The sequence below is a fragment of the Paenibacillus sp. GM1FR genome, assembly GCF_002803315.1.
Lineage (GTDB): Bacteria > Bacillota > Bacilli > Paenibacillales > Paenibacillaceae > Paenibacillus > Paenibacillus amylolyticus.
Genome location: NZ_MKZL01000011.1, coordinates 927,559 through 946,385 on the forward strand (window position 1 = coordinate 927,559; position 18,827 = coordinate 946,385).

Sequence of the window (18,827 nt, forward strand, 5' to 3'; positions counted from 1 at the left end):
TTCAATTGAACAGGGGTTTTGGTTAAGCAAGTTGTAACACGAGAGTTTTAGGCTTGTTTGATAAATGTAGGATCAGGGTATGGATCTGCAATCCAGCCATCTTTTTCGATGAACAGACGTACAGCAATAATTTGTTTGTTCTCCATTAAAGTGAAGAAGTGCGGTGTATTCTCAGGAACAGAGATGACGTCTCCAGGAGACAGTTCTACATTAAAGTAGCCCACATCATCTGTAGCTTTGATAACAAAGATTCCTTTACCAGCGACAATTGCACGGATCTCATCTTCAGCGTGGGTGTGAATTTCTTCGAACTTGGCGAGCTTTTCTTCGATATCTGGTGTTTGTTCGGACAGCGTGATGACATCCCAGATCTGGTATCCGCGACGTGCAGCCAAATCTCTGATTTCATAATCGTAAGTTTCCAAAACCTCGGTTTTCTGTTCATCAGTTAATCCAAAGTTATTTTGCAGATCAGTGTTCAGTTTGGAAGCGTCCCACTTCTCATATAATACTTCGTATTTGTTCAAGAAATTTCGAACATTTTCGTCACCAGTGATGCGTTCGTTCGTATTTCGGATAACAATTTCAGCCATGTTCTTTCCCTCTTTTCCACTTGGTTTAATTGAATTATATCGGATTGCTTTGTTTTTGTCGATTCTCAAATTCCGTTCATATTCGTGCAAACCCGCCATCGTTCGGGACCAAACCCGATCTTTCACATTAAGTTAGTTTCTGTTAAACTAAGATCTAACGTTTTGCGGGGGTGAAGATATTGGATAAGATTAGTCTACACGATGCATTAAAACAACGAATATTAATCCTCGACGGTGCAATGGGGACCATGATTCAACAAGTTGATCTGACTGGCGAAGATTTTGGCGGCGAAGATCTGGATGGATGTAATGAAATGTTAGTGCTTACTCGTCCAGAACTGATCCAGCGCATTCATGAAGAATATCTGGAGGCGGGCGCCGATTTAATTGAAACCAATACATTTGGTGCCACATCCGTTGTGCTTGCTGAGTACGATATTCAGGATCGGGCACGCGAGATCAACCTGGAAGCAGCCAGAATTGCGAGAGCTGCGGTTGATCGTTTCTCTACACCTGAATCTCCACGTTATGTGGTAGGTGCGATGGGACCAACAACCAAAACACTGTCTGTAACTGGGGGCGTAACGTTCCAGGAACTTATCGACAGTTATTTGGAGCAAGCGCTTGCTTTAATAGAGGGAGGCGTTGATGCGCTACTACTCGAAACCTCACAGGACACCCTCAATGTAAAAGCAGGCAGCATTGGAATTCAGCAGGCCTTCGAACAGAGTGGTGTTACACTGCCCCTGATGATATCAGGAACGATAGAACCGATGGGAACGACCCTTGCAGGTCAGAACATCGAATCCTTTTATATATCCCTAGAACACCTTAACCCAATTTCGGTAGGACTAAACTGTGCTACGGGTCCGGAGTTCATGCGTGATCACATTCGCTCACTTTCCGGAATGGCATCGGTTGCCGTTAGTTGTTACCCGAACGCGGGTCTTCCGGATGAGAATGGTAATTACCATGAGTCACCAGACTCGCTTGCTCAGAAGATCGGTGCTTTTGCCGAACAGGGCTGGTTGAATATCGCTGGTGGATGTTGCGGGACAACCCCTGCACATATTCGGGCGATGCGCGATACACTTGCCCAGTACCCCCCAAGAGAAATGAACGGAACACATCCACCGGCATTGTCTGGTATAGAACCGATCTACATCGAACAGGACAATCGCCCATATATGGTCGGAGAGCGTACGAATGTGCTGGGATCACGGAAATTCAAACGACTCATTGTAGAAGGTAAATATGAAGAAGCCTCGGAAATTGCTCGTGCTCAAGTGAAAAATGGAGCGCACATTGTTGACGTGTGTGTACAAGATCCGGACCGCGAAGAGTCTGAAGACATGGTGAAGTTCCTTGAATTGGTTGTAAAAAAAGTAAAGGTTCCTCTCATGATTGATACAACAGATGCTTCAGTAATTGATCTGGCCCTCCAGTACTCGCAAGGTAAAGCGATAATTAACTCCATTAACCTTGAGGATGGCGAAGAGAAATTTGAGCTGATTACACCGTTGCTTCATAAATATGGTGGTGCAGTAGTTGTCGGAACGATTGACGAACGGGGTCAGGCGATTAGTCGGGAAGACAAGCTTGACGTAGCCAAGCGCTCTTACGATCTGCTGGTGAACAAATATGGTCTCAAACCAGAAGACCTCATTTTCGATACGTTGGTGTTCCCGGTAGGTACGGGAGATGAACAGTACATCGGTTCAGCCAAAGAAACCATTGAAGGTATAAGAGTGATTAAGGAAGCGATGCCAGAATGTCATACGATCCTCGGGATCAGTAACATTTCATTCGGACTGCCTGAAGCGGGCCGTGAGGTGCTGAACTCAGTATTCTTATATGAATGTACCAAAGCAGGTCTTGACTATGCGATCGTGAACACAGAGAAACTGGAGCGTTATGCCTCCATTCCTGAAGAAGAACGCAGACTCTCCGAAGAGCTTTTATATAACACGAATGATGAAACTCTGGCGGCGTTCGTAGCGGCGTTCCGTAACAAGAAGGTTGAGAAGAAGGAAAAAATCTCAAACCTTTCATTAGAAGAGCGTCTAGCTTCATATGTTGTGGAAGGAAGCAAAGAAGGATTGCTGCCGGATCTGGAGCAGGCACTTGCCAAATACACAGCACTTCAAGTGATTAACGGTCCACTGATGCGGGGGATGGAGGAAGTAGGTCGTCTCTTTAACAACAATGAGTTGATTGTAGCTGAGGTGTTGCAGAGTGCGGAGGTTATGAAGGCTTCTGTAGCATATCTGGAGCAATTCATGGAGAAGAACGAGACTTCGGTTAAAGGTAAGATCATTCTCGCCACGGTCAAGGGCGATGTGCATGACATCGGGAAGAATCTGGTTGAGATCATCCTGTCCAATAACGGTTACCGGATCATTAATTTGGGTATAAAAGTACCACCAGAACGTATCATTGAGGCATACCGAGAAGAAAAAGTCGATGCAATCGGTCTCTCGGGTCTATTGGTAAAATCAGCGCAACAGATGATTCTTACCGCTCAGGATTTGCGAACAGCAGGTATTGATGTGCCTATTATGGTTGGCGGAGCGGCGCTAACACGTAAATTCACCAAAAATCGTATTCGTCCTGAATATAACGGAATGGTTGTATATGCGAAAGATGCGATGGACGGTCTGGATCTGGCGAACAAATTGATGAATCCCGTTTCACGTGAAGTGATGCAACTGGAGATGGAAGCTGAGAAAGAAGCTGATGCTTCAAGTGCTGTAGCTGTTCAGGCTCTTCCAGAGCTTACCCGGGTAGAACGTTCGGATATTGCTGTAGATCATCCGGTTCTTGTACCGCCTGATCTGGAGCGGCATACGATGCGTAACTATCCTTTATCACATATCCTGCCATACGTGAACATGCAGATGTTGCTTGGACATCATCTGGGGTTGCGCGGTTCAGTAGAACAACTGCTTGCTTCAGGTGATAAGAAGGCTACCGACCTGAAAGCAGTCGTGGATGATATTATGCAAGAGGCTGTTCGTGACGGGATTATTCAGGCGCATGCAATGTATCGTTTCTTCCCGGCTCAGTCCAGTGGTAACAGCGTCATTATCTATGATCCAAAGGACACCAGTAATATTTTGCATACATTTACGTTCCCACGTCAAAAAGTCGAGCCGTTCCTATGCCTGTCCGACTTCCTGAAACCTGTTGAATCCGGTCAGATGGATTACGTTGGTTTCATGGTAGTTACTGCCGGACACGGTGTGCGTGAACTATCCACGGCGTGGAAAGATCAAGGGGATTATCTTCGCTCGCATGCTCTGCAATCCGTAGCGCTCGAAGTAGCAGAGGGATTAGCTGAGCGTGTGCATCATATGATGAGAGATATATGGGGATTCCCGGATTCTGCCCAGATGACCATGAAGCAACGTCATGGTGCACGCTATCAAGGCATCAGGGTATCTTTTGGATATCCGGCTTGTCCGGATCTGGAAGACCAAGGGCCGCTATTCAAGTTGCTGCAGCCTGAGGATATCGGTGTGGAATTGACGGAAGGTTTCATGATGGAACCTGAAGCTTCCGTATCAGCGATGGTATTCAGCCACCCGCAAGCTAAGTATTTTAATGTAGAGAAGGCATAAATTCAGTAGAATGTCAGGCAAAGCCCTCCGCATTGTCGGAGGTTTTTTGCTGGCAACAGAAAGAGGTGCGATCCAGAATGGAACTATATTTCCTGGGAACTAATGCTGGTGTACCTACGCTTCAACGGAATGTAACTTCCATTGGGCTACGCATGTTGGATGAGCGCAGAGCCTTGTGGTTGTTTGACTGCGGGGAAGGAACGCAGCACCAGATTTTAAGTTCTCCGCTTAAACTGAGCAAATTGGAGAAAATATTCATTACTCACCTGCATGGTGATCATGTATTTGGACTTCCAGGACTGCTTTCGAGCAGAGCCTATCAAGGTGGCACCACACCTTTAACCGTATATGGTCCGCCAGGCACGGAACGAATGATCAGTACAACAATGGAGCTGAGCCAATCCCGGGTTAACTATGATCTGAATATCGTGGAACATACAGGCGGGGTCCTGTTCGAGGATGATAGTTTTATCGTTGAAGCTGCTTTGCTTGAGCATCGGATTGACAGTTATGGATACCGGATCACAGAAAAAGATCGTCCAGGAAGCCTGGACCCAGCCAAACTGGCGGAATACGGTTTGAAACCAGGCCCATTGTTCGGCCGACTGAAACGTGGAGAAACCATTACGCTGGATAACGGTGATTCGCTTCGTCCAGAAGATGTATTGGGAGCGCCAAAACGAGGCATGGTGATCACCATATTGGGTGATACACGTCCATGTGACAACGTACAGCCACTTTCCATCAATGCAGATGTACTTGTACATGAAGCTACATTCATGCATGATCTGGCCCATACAGCGCATGAGTACTATCATAGTACTTCTAAACAAGCGGCAGAAGCGGCTAGAGCAGCCAATGTAGGGCAACTAATCATGACTCACTTCAGTTCACGCTATAAGGATGAGGATCAACTTCAGCCACTTTTGGAAGAGGCGCAGTCCGTATTCCCTAATACCAGACTTGCAAACGAACACCAGCTTATTCCTGTCGTGCATCGCAAGCAAGAATCTTAACCCTGATTCCGAACCAGCGCACGGCTTAAACACGTCATATAAAAATCCGGGTAATTGCACGGGACTGAGGGAGAGGAACTCCCGCGGTCCCTTTTGCAATCTGGTCAGAAAGCGTGTAGGATGGGCAATATGAAGAGGGAAATGATTCAAATTATTTTCCGGGAAAGCGCAGGAAATGACAAGCTTGTACAGAAGACGCGCGGGTTAAACCGTCGGTGTTCGATCCGGTTCGACTTGTTGCGTACATATGTCAGCAAGCCATTATTTTTTGCCTGAATACATAGATTCGCGGTCAAGTTCGAGGTAAATTGATTAAGGACATGAAACGTTAATGGAATTAAGAAAGGAAGTGCTGTGTGTGATTAAAGCCTATCTGATTGACTTGGATGGTACGCTCTATCATGGCAGACATCGTATCGAAGGAGCCGATCAGCTTATTCGAACACTGCAAGAGCTAGGAAAGCCGTATTTATTCGTAACAAATAATTCTTCCCGTACACCACAAGGTGTGGCAGATCATCTGAACGGGATGGGTATACCTGCGGACGCGTCTCAGGTATGTACTTCTGCTGTGGCGGCTGCTGAATATGTTGCTGAAGAGTCCCGGGGTGCAAAAGTGGCATGTATTGGAGAAGCAGGACTGCTGGAAGCCATAGAAAAAGCAGGACTACAGCTAACGGAAGATGTACCAGATTACGTGATACAGGGGATTGATCGTGAATTTTCCTATCATAAACTGACCAAGGCGCTAAGGTGGATTAATGCGGGATCAAAATTCATCATGACCAACCCGGATCTGCAGCTTCCTTCCGATGATGGACTGACACCTGGGGCGGGAACTATTGGAGCAGCAATTGAAGCAGCAACCGGAGTTCATCCTACCGTTATTGGCAAGCCATCGAGTGTTATAATGAAGTCAGCCATTAGCCGGCTAAACCTGGCGTCTCATGAAGTGGCAGTAATCGGAGATAATATGCGAACCGATATTGCTGCTGGAGTGGCAGCAGGGTGTGAGACGCTGTTGGTACTTACCGGTGTGACAACACGGGATAATATGGATGGACACATTCAAGCAGCGAAGGCTCGACCTGATCATGTGTTTGAAGATTTGCATAAATTGATGGAGTGGCTGTCGCAAGAGGCAGACCAAGCTTCCAAAAAGGGGTAATGTACGATGCCGGAACTACCGGAAATGGAAAATTACCGGACCTTGCTGTCCGAGAAAATACTTGATCTACTAATTACAGGTGTTGTAATTAATCGCGATAAAACGATAAATACGGAGCCTGATCTGTTTATCAATGAACTTACAGGTAATCGCATCATATTTGTTGAGCGCCGAGCGAAGCATCTGATTTTCCACTTGGCTAATGGCAAACGCCTGGTGCTGCACCTCATGTTGGGCGGTATGATTTTCTGGGGCACGGAACAAGAACGTCCTGATCGTTCCACGCAAGTGGAAATTCAGTTTGGCGATCACATTTTATTCTTCATTGGACTGCGCTTGGGTTATTTACATCTGCTTACTTCGAAAGAAACCGAAGAGGCGATGTCTGATCTTGGACCTGAACCTTTAGATCGACGGATGAATGTGGAACGTTTTGCTTCTCTGTTGAAAGGTCGCCGGGGTACGCTTAAGACAACGTTGGTAAACCAACATATTATTGCGGGGATTGGCAATTGTTATTCGGATGAGATTGCTTTTGCTGCCGGTCTGAGACCAAGCTCCAAAACGCAGAACATCGCGACTTCACCAGAGTTGACGGAGCGTTTGTTCCATTCAATGCAGTCCGTGTTGCGTGAAGCAGCTTCTGAGGGCGGTTATATGGAAATGCCGCTGATGCAAGGGGATACGAAGACAGGAAGTTTTGACGAGCAATGTCGCGTATACGATCGGGAAGGCGAGACTTGTCCGCGCTGCGGGGGAACGATTGAACGAGTGGAAATTACGGGCAAGAAGGCATTCTTCTGTCCGAAATGCCAGCATGAAGCCTAAAACCGGAATCGGGGCACATGTCAGCACCAGAGGCGGATTTCTTCAGGCAGCCAAGAGAGCACATGTGATGGGGGCAACGGCGTTTCAGTATTTTCCGAAGAACCCGCGTAGTCTTGGTCTGAAAAGTCTGGATCTCAAGGATGCTGAGCAGTGCAGGGATTGGTGTGAACAGCAGGGACTTGCTTCGATTGCACATTCACCCTATCCCACGAATCCGGCGTTGGGCATGACCCGTGGAGAGGCGGGGTTTCATGCTACAATAGCTTCTATTCGCAATGATCTTGAAATTTCGAATGCTTGCGGTTCTGTTGGGACGGTGGTCCATTTTGGACATATCAAAACAAACGATCCGCTGGAGGGTTATCAGAACCTCATTCATTGTCTGGATACCGCCTTGGAGAATTGGAATGGACATTCAAAGGTGCTGATTGAGAATCAGGCAGGTGATCATGGCCCGATGGGCACGACAATGGAAGAAATGATACAGATTCGCAAATTGAGCCGATATCCGGAGCATATTGCATTTTGTTTTGACACATGCCATGCTTTTGCTTCAGGTTTGTGGTCGTCAGGCAACGAAGCGGCGATGCTCGAAAAGGGCAGGATGCTCGGATACTGGGATAATGTTGCTGCTGTCCATTTTAATGATTCCAAATATGCGTCTGGTTTGTGTAAGGATAGACATGCGAGGATCGGACAGGGATATATCGGCAATGAATCAATGAAAGCATTGTTAAAGGCGCCTGAGTTCCGAAATGCGGTTGTTGTGCTCGAGACAGAAACGGGCGAAGATGGAACGCACCGTGATGATATAGCGCTCATGCGTTCCTGGTTATAATGGGGAGAGGAGCGATTGTATGCATGTTTTTTTGGATGACTATCGGGCATGTCCGAAAGGATTTGTTCTGGCAACGAATGCAGAAGAGTGCCTGATGCTGCTAAGAGAAGGTGACGTGGACATTTTGTCTCTGGATTATGAGCTTGGTCCAGATTCGCCCAATGGCGGTGAGGTCGCGGCATCTATTGTACGAGAAGGTTTATTTCCGCGCGAGATCTATTTGCATACGTCCAGTATGTTTGGGAAACGCCAGATGTACGAGATGTTATATAGCAATAAACCGGATTCGGTAACCATTCATAATGGACCAATGACGGGTGAGGTCATGCTGCGTGTTGCCGCGGGAGAAGAAAGTTAATGAAGCCAATTACATCAAAAATGTTAATGCGCAGTGTATGGGAAGGCATGCCACAGGCTGTATTTATATATACCCCTTTATGTGGGACATGTGCGGCAGCCCGTCGTATGTTGGAGGTAGTAGAGCATATGCTGCCAGAAGGTATTTTATCCGAAATGAACATCCATGACATTCCTGAACTTGTACAACAATTTAAAATTTCAAGCGTTCCAGCAGTGATGCTTTTTGACGGCCAGTTAGATGTTCCAAAAATGGTTTATCGGATGAGCTCTGTGGAGCATTTGCTCTCGGAGATCCGGAAGGCGGTGCTGAAATGAGTATAATCTCGATGGAACATGTCTCACTTAGACGAGAAGAGAGTCAGATTTTGGATGACGTACATTTGCGCATCGAACAAGGAGAACATTGGGTTATTCTGGGTCGGAATGGTTCTGGCAAAACAACGTTATTGGAAATGATGAACGGATATATGTTTCCAAGCCAGGGACGTATTGAAGTACTCGGTAATCTGTATGGACAATGTGACGTCAGGGAAGTTCGTAAGGAAATCGGTTATATCAGCCAAACGTTGATTGAGAAACTCACACCAAGAGATCCGGTATGGGAGGTCGTCGCTACAGGAGCTTATGCTTTTTTGCGTTTTTATCAGACAATTCCGGATGAAGTAAAAGCAAAGGCAATGAGTTTGCTGGATGACATGGATTTTGCCAACCTGGCTAACAACCCGCTTGGAACGTTATCCCAAGGGGAGCGCAAAAAAGTCATGCTCGCTCGTTCATTAATGGCCGAGCCAAAATTGCTGATTATGGACGAGCCTTGTGCCGGCCTAGATTTATATGAACGTGAGAAAATGCTGGCTGAGATTGATCGTCTGCGCCAGCGTAACATTACAGTTGTGTATGTAACACATCATGTTGAAGAGATCGTACCTTTATTTACACATGTGGCCTTGATCCGCGATGGACGTATTGCGGCAGCCGGCCCCAAACATGAAGTTTTGACACAAGATACAATTAAGCATACGTACGATGTTCCGGTCGATATCCAGTGGGATAATGGTCGTCCGTGGATACGCGTACGTTCTGGAGGGTAACACAATTTGAGTACACAATCGTCTTGGGAAGAAGGCAACTTCTCCCGTTTTATCTGCACGGCCAATCATGGCTTTGCCCCTTATGCTCAGGAAGAGTTGCGCCGTACGTTTGGTGCGGTGAAGAGCACGGTACTCGTACCAGGAGAAATATTGCTTGCGGGTCTGCCTGTAGCGGAGGAAGAAGTTGCAGATAAGTTGTGGGCAGAGTATCCAACGTTTTTACGTCATATTCAACCTGTTCAGTTTCAGGAGAATACAGAAGATTCGGAGCAGTCTATTGAGAAATTGATTGCATTTGTGTTGAATCATAAGGAATTGAACGGTGCCTCTGTCGTGCTACAGGTACGGAAGACAGAAGGGGCCTTTTGGCAAGAAAATGCAGTCTCATTGAAGCAACTGCTAACTGAAAAGCTGGATGAGTTAGGCTGTGAATGGGTTGTACGTGATGCTGAATATGTCATTTCTGTATTTGCAACGAATGATATGTTGTATGCTGGCATATCCAGACCTGAACAGAATCTGTCAGACTGGAGCGGGGGAGCCGTACGTTTTCAAAAAGAAGATGGGCAGATCTCGCGGGCCAAATTCAAATTGCTTGAAGCCGAGCTAACGTTTGGCATTGACTTTACTTCATTTCATAAAGCACTTGATATCGGGGCAGCACCAGGTGGATGGACCTCCTTCCTGCTTGAACGTGGGCTTGAAGTAACGGCGGTAGATCCGGCGAAGATGGATGCAACGCTGCTGGCATCACCAAAACTGACTTTCTTGAAGAAAAATGCAGGGGATGTACGCTTCCGCGAAGGAGAATTCGATCTGCTCGTATGTGATATGAGTTGGAGTCCGAAGCTGATGAGCCGACTTGTATCGGATCTTCTATATAGCCTTCAGCCTGGGGGAACAGCAATTGTTACCGTGAAATTATTGCATAAAAAACCGCTCGCACTCATTAAAGATGTAATTGATACGTTTGAGCGTTCGCGGATGCAGATTCAACGGTCCAAGCAGTTGTTCCATAACCGGGAAGAGATTACACTTTATATGGTCAAATATTAAGAGATCTAGCTTTAATTAAAGTAGCTAAAGGCATTATGAAATTGATACGATTAAGCTCATTTTATTTTGTGCTTTACAATCTATTCCTGCCTGTACTATAATGATACCAATATTAACCATAACAAACCTGAGGGAAAGCATCCCGAAGTGAACGAAACCGGATATCCGGTCTGTTCTTCTTCGGTGAAGCTTTCCCTTTTTTGTTGTGTATTGAAGGAGGAATTGGTATGAGACATCCGGCCAGGCTGGAACGCGGAAGCCTGCTGGGAGGTAGATATCGTATCGTATCCATTCTGGGAGCAGGCGGAATGAGCCATGTATACGAGGCGGAAGATCTGAAGTTGCCGGGCAAGATATGGGCAATTAAAGAAAGCGTAACGATTATGCCATATGAAGGCAGTATGGAGACGGAAGCCGCTCTTCTGACATCACTTCGTCATCCAAGATTGCCGCAAATTGTTGATTTTTTTGTCCCGGATGAAGACGGGTACACATACTTGGTGATGGAATACATCGACGGGTTAACGCTCAGTGAGTATTTCAAGCAGTGTCGTGGGAAGATCCCGATGGAGCAGTTGACGGAGCTTGTACTTCAATTGCTGGATGTGTTGAGTTATTTGCATAATCTGAATCCACCTGTGATCTATAGGGATCTGAAACCATCAAACATTATGATCACGCCGGAACATGAAGTAAGATTAATTGATTTTGGCATCGCCAGAAGTTACAAACCGCAAAGTGCTGAAGATACCGTTAAGTTGGGAACCGCTGGTTTCGCCGCTCCAGAACAATATGGCTTGGGTCAGACCGATGCGCGTTCAGATCTTTATGGACTCGGAGCATTGCTGCTGTATCTTATGACAAGTGGTGCGTATACGGAATGGATTCAGGGTGTGGAAAGCTCTATCCGGAGTGATGTTCCGCGGACATACATCCCTGTGGCGAGAAGACTGTTAAGGTATAATGCCGAAGAGCGATTCCAATCTGCCGATGAGGTAAGGAAGGAACTGCTCCGAATACCCGGCGGAACAATGCCCGGTGGAGATACAACGATGACCTTGAATGGGGGAACAAGAGTTATTGCCCTGACTGGTGCTTCATCTGGTGTAGGGGTTACCCACACGGCTATAGCTATCAGTCATTATCTCGAAAGGCAAAACTTCAAAGTAGCTGTGATTGAAATGTCACCTCGCTCTCAATCCTTTGCAAGGATTCAACAAATCGCTCAAGCGGGTAAACCGGTGCCAGCAGGCAGACAGTTTGCAGTGGATGGTGTGCATTATTGGAAACAATCCGGGCGAGCGGATATTTTGTCTTTGCTTGGGGGGAGTTATCAGTTCATCGTGATGGATCTCGGTAGTGGTCAGGACCAGAACCGGCTGGAAGAATTCCTGCGTGCAGATCTGCCTATTGTTATAGGCTCAGGTGCCGAATGGAGACAGGCGGAGATTGGCGCTTTTGTTCGATCACATCATCGGTATCCAAGAGAGAAATGGATCTACTGTCTGCCCCTGGCAGCAAGTGAAGCTGTTCAGCGCATTCGTAAAGCTCTGGATACATCGAGTGTATATGGTCTGCCGTTACATATTGATCCTTTTGACAAGGACGCACAGATGGATAAAGTGTTTTCACATATTTTAATGCATATGATGGCACAGCAGCCCAAGAAACGTTCATTCTTTTCAAGAAGGAAAGTACATGATTAGAAGATTACGAAAGGAGAGCCTCTTTTGTCTAAATTAAGAAAACAAAGCCGTCAACTGATCTATGCCGGACTTATCGGAGCAGGAGCTGTAGGGTTGGTGTTCGGAGGATATGTTATTTACAATGTCAAAACGATGGGGGAGGTCAGGTCAGCTGTAGAAGCCCGTTATTTATCGGCATATGAGGAAAAGGAAGCTGAATTAAAGCAACAATGGGATTCGGGAGCACAAGGATGGGTTACGATTCGGGATATTGAAGCAGGTGAACCGATATTACCGGAGGATCTGAAGCTCATTGCTGTTCCGGATGCACAAGCACCGCGAAACCTCTGGTCCAGTACCAAGCAGATGGAAGGCCAAGTGGCCAAAATAGAGTTAAAAAAAGGAACAGCCATTACCACCGAGATGGTGTATGAGGATGTACCGGCTCCGCCTGATTTAAGAAATCGAGAGTTGCAAGTTGTATTACTGCCGTCCTCACTTGTTAAGGGAGATATTATTGATGTTCGTATCCAATTCCCTACGGGACAAGACTATGTTCTCTTATCGAAGAAGAAAGTGGAACGACTCAATGCAGCTACCTTATGGATTACGATGACGGAGGAAGAGATTCTGTCACTCTCAAGTGCAATTGTAGATGCCTATTTACATAAAGCTTCAATCTATGCCTTAACCTATGTAGAACCACAGTTTCAGACACCTGCAATCGCGACGTATCCTGCCAATTCAGAAGTGTTAAAACTGCTGGAGAGTGATCCGAATATTGTTCGACGAGCCGAACAGGAATTATCCAGACAGGTGCGAAGTTCGCTTGAAAGTTCACTGGCCGCTTCCATGACAGCACCATCAAAAGGGGTTGAACAGGATGTGGCACAATCCTCAGTTACATATAACAGTCGTCCATCAGCCAATAATCCGGCAACGTCGGATGGAGTGATGTGGAATGATGGTTCAGGAAACGGAGCAGGAGCTAATTCTGGAAGCGTAAATGATCCTGCTGATGCTTTACAAACAGAACAGCAGAGCTTGCTAACGGGTGGAGAATAGAGCGAAATCCGAGGTTCTCTTTAAAATAATTCAGATAACAGGGAGTTTTAGAAAAAGAAAGGAGTTGTAACATCTATGCATACATGGATCTTTGCGGGTTTATGTGAGAAGAATGATCTGATGCTGTATCTTTGCAAGATACTGGCTTCTACAGGCAACAAGGTCTTGCTCGTAGATGGAACCTTACAGCAGAAGTATGGGTACGGTGTAGGTGACAGTCAGCAGTCTTTGCGAATTACGGAATTTGAAGGATTTGATATCGCTTGTCATTTTGTTACTTCAGCAGCTGTAGAGAATCATCTTGAAGTAAATGGAGAGCGATTGGATAGTTATGACTATGTGTTATATGACATGGAGACCTCACATTTTGCTTCACGTAATCTCTGGCTAACCGCTGATGTAAGAGTCTGGGTGAGTGATTATGAGCGTTACAATCTGGAACGTGGCAAGGGCTGGTTGAAGCGGTTGCTTGAAGAACAGTCATTACCTGGTGAGCTGTCATTTCAGCGGCTCTTAATTAACGGGGTTGACTGCAAGCTTGAAGCTCGTTATCTGTGGGCGTATCTGGAAGGCAGTCCATTTGTGTGGACAGGAGAATCCTTAGTGCTTCCGTGGGATGAGTTAACAGCTGCGGTTAAGCTTGAGAATGAGCATCATCGCCGAGTTCATCTTGGACCTCTGTCACGAAATTACAAAAAATCGTTGTGTCGCGTGGTAGAGCAGTTAACAGGTTGGGAAAGTGTTCGCAGTCGCCGTGCGATGAAAGAAGCAGAGAGGATGAGAGCATGAGCACCATTACCTTTTGGAGCCCTTTTGCAGGAACAGGTTGCACTTCAAGCACATTAATTAGTGCTTATGCGATGGCACTTCACTACAGGACAAGAGTGTTACTTGTTAATGCAGGCTTTGCAGGAACTGGCACAGAAGCTGCTCTACCATCCAAAGATACGGATTCAGCAGATTTTATGTTCTCCTTTGAAGAGGGCGGCTGGGATGCGATTGAACGGCTGCATTCGAGTGGCAGTCTGAATAAGCATAATCTCAGGGATTATACCAAGCCACTTCTGAAGGAAAGACTTGATTTCCTAACCGGAAGAATTGATGAGATGGAACGTTCCCCGCAGGAACATGGTGAGACAGTGAAAAAGCTGCTAAATGTAGCTAACGAGTATTATGATCTGGTTCTTCTGGATGCGGATCATGCTGGTGTTGATTCACAGCTCAAGCTGCAACAGGCGGACTATGTTGTAATTAATCTCGATCAAAATATGCGAAATCTGGAGTTGTTCTTTGAAGAGATCCTGCCAGAACGAATGAACAATAAGAATATACATGTCGTCATTAACAAATACGATTTGCATTCCCGTGCAACGCTTTCCAATATTCGGCGCCAGTTCAGATATAAAGGCACGATATCTGCGATACCGTACACAACCGGATACCTGGATGCAATGAATCGGCGAGATGTCGCTAGATACTTGCAGTTGGAAAGTTTGACTGAGGATAAGGATATTCGTAAAGGGAGTTTTGCTGCAAGCATGAGCGAACTCGCTCGCCTGATTATGGACGGTGCAGGTATGCGCACAGTTCTGAAGAGGCTGGAAAGGGGAGCCTGAACCTCCGATGCTCTGGAATACCATATGGATAAGTTTGATTTTGATTCTGTGCCTGACTTATATCTGGTTCAAGTATAGAACGTTTCTTCGTGCAAAGAGTGCTCGTGTTCCTGAACAGGAATCATTCACGATTGACATGTTGATTGAGAAGGTGAAGAACTCACTTCATGAGCTTAGTCATAGTCAGCTCGCGGATGCGGGTCTGCATGAAGAAGAATATCGTCGAAGAATTAATCAGCGTGCCGAGATGAGAAAAGCACTGAAGGGCTGTGTCTCAGGCAGTATCAGCGACAAAACGTATGTCAAAAATCTGATAGGGGATCTTCTGACCCGAAGCATAGGGCTGAACAAATCAAATGTAGATGAAGTTATTTTGTTTGCAGAACCAGATTTGTTGACGATCCAGGACCAATTCGAAATTGTGTTTTATCTGTACCGACAGCAATTCGGTGTGGATGCACTCTCCCGAATGATTGATACCTACGATCTTGGCAGACTGAGAATGGAGGAAGGTACGGACGATGGAGGAAGTTATTATATCTCTGAGGAGGATATTCAGTATGTTTTCGAGTGCGAATATCGAGAGCTTGGATTCAGAGAAAAGACGGATATCATCGTGCAACGTATCTACCAACATTATAAAGGATTCTCGGTTGTTGATGAGATAAGGGACCAACGTATTGACGGTGTTAGTGGTGGTGTTAGCGGTATGCTTGATGCTGTTCATAATATGGGACTTCGAAAACCGGCATCATGGAATGATTTGCTGGATCAGGGACTGGAGGATGATGGAGTTGAAGAACCGCTTAGCGGCATGGAAAGTGTCTGGATTTTCTATAAAGGTAAGTCCATTCATCTATCCTTTCTGTCATTCGGAAGCATCCGTGAACTGAAAAGGGTATGCCAGAATATATACAAATACAATTATCCCGGACAGTTGTCGGAAGCAAGAGGCTACAAGGTGAACGAGATGAAAGACGGCTCCCGTGTCGTTGTTGTTAGACCTCCTTTTGCAGAATCGTGGGCGTTCTTCGTCCGGAAGTTCGATATTCCGAATGCTTCACTTGAACAGTTAATTACGGGTAACAACGCAGATCTGCCAATTACATTGCTTCAATACCTGATGAAAGGAAGCCGGATCACAGCTGTAACCGGGGCCCAAGGTTCTGGTAAAACAACGTTGCTTATGGCTATGGTCAAACACATCTATGCATCGTACACCCTTCGGGTGCAGGAGATGGCGTTTGAACTTCAATTAAGACGGATCTATAGCCGACGTAATATTTTGAGTTTCCGAGAAACCGAACACATTTCAGGTCAACAAGGACTTGATTTGCAGAAAAAAACGGATGGTACCGTTAATATTCTCGGTGAGGTGGCGAGTGATGAGGTGGCCGCATGGATGATTCAAATGTCTCAGGTTGCCAGTCTGTTCACCCTGTTTACCCACCATGCCAAAACGTTTCGTGATCTGGTCTTCTCCCTCCGTAATTCCTTGCTCAAGACAGGTATGTTCCAGCATGAGCATATTGCTGAGGAGCAGGTTGTGAGTGTCATCAATTTCGATGTTCATATGAAGAAAGATGCTGAGGGACGAAGATATATCGAACGAATTACGGAATGTCTTCCTCGTGCGAATCAAGGTGATAGTGTGGAAGAGAGGGCAGGTTTTACATTTCATAATGTTGTGGAGTACAGAGATGGAGCGTATGTTGCAACAGCTCCAATCTCCTCTGGATGCATGGTGGATATGCGAGAACAAATGACATTACAGGATGCTGAGAAGTTCGAACAGTTTATGAAGCAACACTGGGGTGATCAGCATGACAATTAAATGGATTTTGCTCCTCGTATTAAGTATTTGTGCAGGGGGTTTGCTGATTACACTTCTGGTTTTAAGTATGTTACGTCACAGAGGAGGTGGTTCAACAAGTCAATCCGGCGTGATTTTTGTTCCTAGCGGGAAGGGATTCAAAGGACTGGGATCAATCTTGTTGCAGTCCTACCGTCTTGGAATGAAAGTGCCATTGCTATCAGCTTATATTCTACAGGTGCAGAAACGTATTTCATTCCGCCATGTTGGGGATGAGCCCTCACTTCGCAGGCTGACGATGACAGTGGTTCTAATTATTCTTGGAGGTTATGGCGGCATAAGTGTCATTCTGTTTCTTCTGCAGCCGGGTATCGCTTTTGTAATACTGTCCGTGCTCTGTGCTGTGGTACTAAACAGCCTGGTATTGGATATGTGCCTTAGTCGTATGGAGAAAAGGTTGCTGGTGCAGATGTTGGATCTCTTTGCAGATGTAAGGCATCGGTATCATCAGCATGGCATGGTTGAGGAAGCGCTCTATGAAGCCGCTGAAGCAGGTACAGGAGAAGCAGCAGAACAAGTAAGACTGATCTACGAAGCTCTGACTTCTCCAGATCCAAATGAAGCACTTGAGCGTTATTATGAAGTGGCTCCCAACCGTTTTCTCAAAGGATTCGCAGGCGTTTCCTATATGGTCATGGAGTTCGGGGATAAGGACAGAGCACAAGGGTCTATCTATCTCAAGGGACTTGGTAATCTGACTCAGGAGATTCATCTGGAGATTTTGCGGCGTGATAAATTGGATTACCTGCTCAAAGGACTTAATATCATCGCGCTCGCTCCGGTATTATTCACCGCTCCGATCGAACGCTGGGCTAGAGTCAGTTTCCCAACGATGGATGAATTTTATCGCAGCAAAATCGGTTTTGTTACCAAAATATCGATCTATGTGATCATCATCCTTGCTTATTTGCTTCTGCAAAGACTCCAGCAATACGATGAGACCCGTTATCGGTCAGGGCATAAGCATTCATGGTTGGATCAGTTTCTGTACAAGCAAATCTTCATACGGAAATTGGCGATGTTGTTTGCGGCGAAACCTGGCAGTACACAGTACAGTCAAACGATACGGCTCATGAGGGAGAGCAGTTCAGAGTTGAAATACGAATGGCTTGCCATTCGACGAGTGTTGTTATTCGCAGGTTGTTTGGTCCTTACAATGGGTTGCATCTTGCTGTTGCACCAGGTTGAACGTAACCACATCTTGTATGATCCAATCCGCGATGATCGAATGTTTGGTGCAATGGCTGAAGCGGATCTCAGGAAAGCTGAGGAAAAAACAGCGTTGGATCAATCCGTGCTGGAAAGTGTAGAAATGAACCGAGGAGCTACATACGAAGAAGTCTCCAAAGCGTTACAGCAGTTATCTCCAGTTCAGTTAGACCATGATACCCAGAATGAGACCATCACGCGCATTATGCAGAAACTTGAGGTATATAACAAACAATATGTACGCTGGTGGGAAATGATTATAGCCATTCTCATGGGTGCAGCGGGGTACTACATGCCCGTATGGCTCATGTTATTTCAGCGGAAAATGCGAAGGTTGGATATGCGACATGAAATCTATCAATTCCAGACAGTGATTTCCATTTTGCGTGAGATGGACCGGATGTCAGTCGAGGAGATATTGGAGTGGCTAAATCGATTTGCCGTCATTTTCAAGCGCCCGCTGCAAAAATGTTTGTTGCATTTTGAACATGGACCAGAGCTTGCACTTGAACAATTAAAGGAAGAGGCGGGCTTGCCCGAGTTCCAGCGACTGGTTGATAAATTACAGCTTGCCCTTGGCAAAATCTCAATACGTGAAGCCTTCGATGATCTCGAGAGCATGATGGCATTTTATTTTGAACAACGCAAGCAGGAATACAGCAAAATGATAGATGTCAAAGCATCATGGGGCAGAACCATCGGATTTACACCTATGTACGCCCTTATCTTTTTGTATCTGGTTATTCCATTAGTCGGTATGAGCTTCTTACAGATGAGCATTTATTATGAGCAAATTCAGAAACTGTAGC

16 protein-coding genes are annotated in these 18,827 nt (G+C 45.9%); 15 read left to right on the forward strand and 1 reads right to left on the reverse strand.

Going from position 1 to position 18,827, the window contains the following annotated elements; genetic code table 11:
* Positions 1 to 47: 47 nt before the first annotated feature.
* A complete protein-coding gene (locus tag PAEAM_RS09890; RefSeq protein WP_047843398.1) occupies positions 48 to 593 on the reverse strand; it encodes a cupin domain-containing protein in 546 nt (181 codons plus the stop codon).
* A 179-nt stretch (positions 594 to 772) separates the two neighbouring features.
* Between PAEAM_RS09890 and metH the strand changes: the two genes are divergently transcribed.
* The 15 genes from metH to PAEAM_RS09965 all read left to right on the forward strand — a co-directional run bounded on the left by metH (position 773) and on the right by PAEAM_RS09965 (position 18,826).
* Positions 773 to 4,213, forward strand: coding sequence for a methionine synthase (gene metH / locus PAEAM_RS09895; protein ID WP_100527372.1), 3,441 nt, complete (start codon positions 773 to 775; stop codon positions 4,211 to 4,213).
* Positions 4,214 to 4,290: 77 nt separating this feature from the next.
* Complete coding sequence (gene rnz / locus PAEAM_RS09900) at positions 4,291 to 5,229, forward strand: ribonuclease Z (RefSeq protein ID WP_100527373.1); 939 nt, start codon at positions 4,291 to 4,293, stop codon at positions 5,227 to 5,229.
* 331 nt (positions 5,230 to 5,560) lie between these two features.
* A complete protein-coding gene (locus PAEAM_RS09905) occupies positions 5,561 to 6,397 on the forward strand; it encodes a TIGR01457 family HAD-type hydrolase (RefSeq protein ID WP_100527374.1) in 837 nt (278 codons plus the stop codon).
* 6 nt (positions 6,398 to 6,403) lie between these two features.
* Positions 6,404 to 7,225 (forward strand): Fpg/Nei family DNA glycosylase, encoded by an 822-nt coding sequence (locus PAEAM_RS09910; protein WP_100527375.1) that lies wholly within the window; start codon positions 6,404 to 6,406, stop codon positions 7,223 to 7,225.
* Positions 7,215 to 8,063 (forward strand): deoxyribonuclease IV, encoded by an 849-nt coding sequence (locus PAEAM_RS09915; RefSeq protein ID WP_100527376.1) that lies wholly within the window; start codon positions 7,215 to 7,217, stop codon positions 8,061 to 8,063. The genes PAEAM_RS09910 and PAEAM_RS09915 overlap by 11 nt, the downstream gene beginning before the upstream one ends.
* Positions 8,064 to 8,082: 19 nt before the next feature.
* The gene (locus PAEAM_RS09920; protein ID WP_017688046.1) at positions 8,083 to 8,421 is read left to right on the forward strand and encodes a cyclic-phosphate processing receiver domain-containing protein; all 339 of its coding nucleotides are present in this window, start codon (positions 8,083 to 8,085) and stop codon (positions 8,419 to 8,421) included.
* On the forward strand, positions 8,421 to 8,738 hold the full coding sequence (locus tag PAEAM_RS09925; RefSeq protein WP_100527377.1) for a thioredoxin family protein: 318 nt from the start codon (positions 8,421 to 8,423) through the stop codon (positions 8,736 to 8,738). Before PAEAM_RS09920 ends, PAEAM_RS09925 begins: the two co-directional genes overlap by 1 nt.
* Complete coding sequence (locus PAEAM_RS09930) at positions 8,735 to 9,514, forward strand: ABC transporter ATP-binding protein (protein ID WP_481856108.1); 780 nt, start codon at positions 8,735 to 8,737, stop codon at positions 9,512 to 9,514. The genes PAEAM_RS09925 and PAEAM_RS09930 overlap by 4 nt, the downstream gene beginning before the upstream one ends.
* A 6-nt stretch (positions 9,515 to 9,520) precedes the next feature.
* Positions 9,521 to 10,570, forward strand: coding sequence for an SAM-dependent methyltransferase (locus PAEAM_RS09935; protein ID WP_100527378.1), 1,050 nt, complete (start codon positions 9,521 to 9,523; stop codon positions 10,568 to 10,570).
* A gap of 227 nt (positions 10,571 to 10,797) precedes the next feature.
* The gene (locus tag PAEAM_RS09940) at positions 10,798 to 12,276 is read left to right on the forward strand and encodes a serine/threonine protein kinase (protein WP_100527379.1); all 1,479 of its coding nucleotides are present in this window, start codon (positions 10,798 to 10,800) and stop codon (positions 12,274 to 12,276) included.
* A 24-nt stretch (positions 12,277 to 12,300) separates the two neighbouring features.
* Positions 12,301 to 13,320, forward strand: coding sequence for an SAF domain-containing protein (locus PAEAM_RS09945; RefSeq protein WP_100527380.1), 1,020 nt, complete (start codon positions 12,301 to 12,303; stop codon positions 13,318 to 13,320).
* A 75-nt stretch (positions 13,321 to 13,395) separates the two neighbouring features.
* Positions 13,396 to 14,109 carry a hypothetical protein gene (locus PAEAM_RS09950; protein ID WP_017688052.1) on the forward strand — a complete coding sequence of 238 codons (714 nt, stop codon included), beginning with the start codon at positions 13,396 to 13,398 and terminating at the stop codon, positions 14,107 to 14,109.
* Positions 14,106 to 14,936: a CpaE/TadZ family protein gene (locus tag PAEAM_RS09955; protein WP_100527381.1), complete on the forward strand. Its 831-nt coding sequence runs from the start codon at positions 14,106 to 14,108 to the stop codon at positions 14,934 to 14,936. The genes PAEAM_RS09950 and PAEAM_RS09955 overlap by 4 nt, the downstream gene beginning before the upstream one ends.
* 7 nt (positions 14,937 to 14,943) lie before the next feature.
* Positions 14,944 to 16,770: an ATPase, T2SS/T4P/T4SS family gene (locus PAEAM_RS09960; RefSeq protein WP_100527382.1), complete on the forward strand. Its 1,827-nt coding sequence runs from the start codon at positions 14,944 to 14,946 to the stop codon at positions 16,768 to 16,770.
* Positions 16,760 to 18,826 carry a hypothetical protein gene (locus PAEAM_RS09965; RefSeq protein ID WP_100527383.1) on the forward strand — a complete coding sequence of 689 codons (2,067 nt, stop codon included), beginning with the start codon at positions 16,760 to 16,762 and terminating at the stop codon, positions 18,824 to 18,826. The genes PAEAM_RS09960 and PAEAM_RS09965 overlap by 11 nt, the downstream gene beginning before the upstream one ends.
* The last annotated feature ends 1 nt before the right edge of the window (position 18,827 follow it).

Excerpts from the sequence above, each read along its gene's own strand:
- PAEAM_RS09890 (WP_047843398.1), bottom strand. The coding sequence starts at position 593 with ATGGCTGAAATTGTTATCCGAAATACGAACGAACGCATCACTGGTGAC.
- rnz (WP_100527373.1), top strand. The coding sequence starts at position 4,291 with ATGGAACTATATTTCCTGGGAACTAATGCTGGTGTACCTACGCTTCAA.
- PAEAM_RS09905 (WP_100527374.1), top strand. The coding sequence starts at position 5,561 with ATGGAATTAAGAAAGGAAGTGCTGTGTGTGATTAAAGCCTATCTGATT.
- PAEAM_RS09910 (WP_100527375.1), top strand. The coding sequence starts at position 6,404 with ATGCCGGAACTACCGGAAATGGAAAATTACCGGACCTTGCTGTCCGAG.
- PAEAM_RS09915 (WP_100527376.1), top strand. The coding sequence starts at position 7,215 with ATGAAGCCTAAAACCGGAATCGGGGCACATGTCAGCACCAGAGGCGGA.
- PAEAM_RS09920 (WP_017688046.1), top strand. The coding sequence starts at position 8,083 with ATGCATGTTTTTTTGGATGACTATCGGGCATGTCCGAAAGGATTTGTT.
- PAEAM_RS09925 (WP_100527377.1), top strand. The coding sequence starts at position 8,421 with ATGAAGCCAATTACATCAAAAATGTTAATGCGCAGTGTATGGGAAGGC.
- PAEAM_RS09930 (WP_481856108.1), top strand. The coding sequence starts at position 8,735 with ATGAGTATAATCTCGATGGAACATGTCTCACTTAGACGAGAAGAGAGT.
- PAEAM_RS09940 (WP_100527379.1), top strand. The coding sequence starts at position 10,798 with ATGAGACATCCGGCCAGGCTGGAACGCGGAAGCCTGCTGGGAGGTAGA.
- PAEAM_RS09950 (WP_017688052.1), top strand. The coding sequence starts at position 13,396 with ATGCATACATGGATCTTTGCGGGTTTATGTGAGAAGAATGATCTGATG.
- PAEAM_RS09955 (WP_100527381.1), top strand. The coding sequence starts at position 14,106 with ATGAGCACCATTACCTTTTGGAGCCCTTTTGCAGGAACAGGTTGCACT.
- PAEAM_RS09960 (WP_100527382.1), top strand. The coding sequence starts at position 14,944 with ATGCTCTGGAATACCATATGGATAAGTTTGATTTTGATTCTGTGCCTG.
- PAEAM_RS09965 (WP_100527383.1), top strand. The coding sequence starts at position 16,760 with ATGACAATTAAATGGATTTTGCTCCTCGTATTAAGTATTTGTGCAGGG.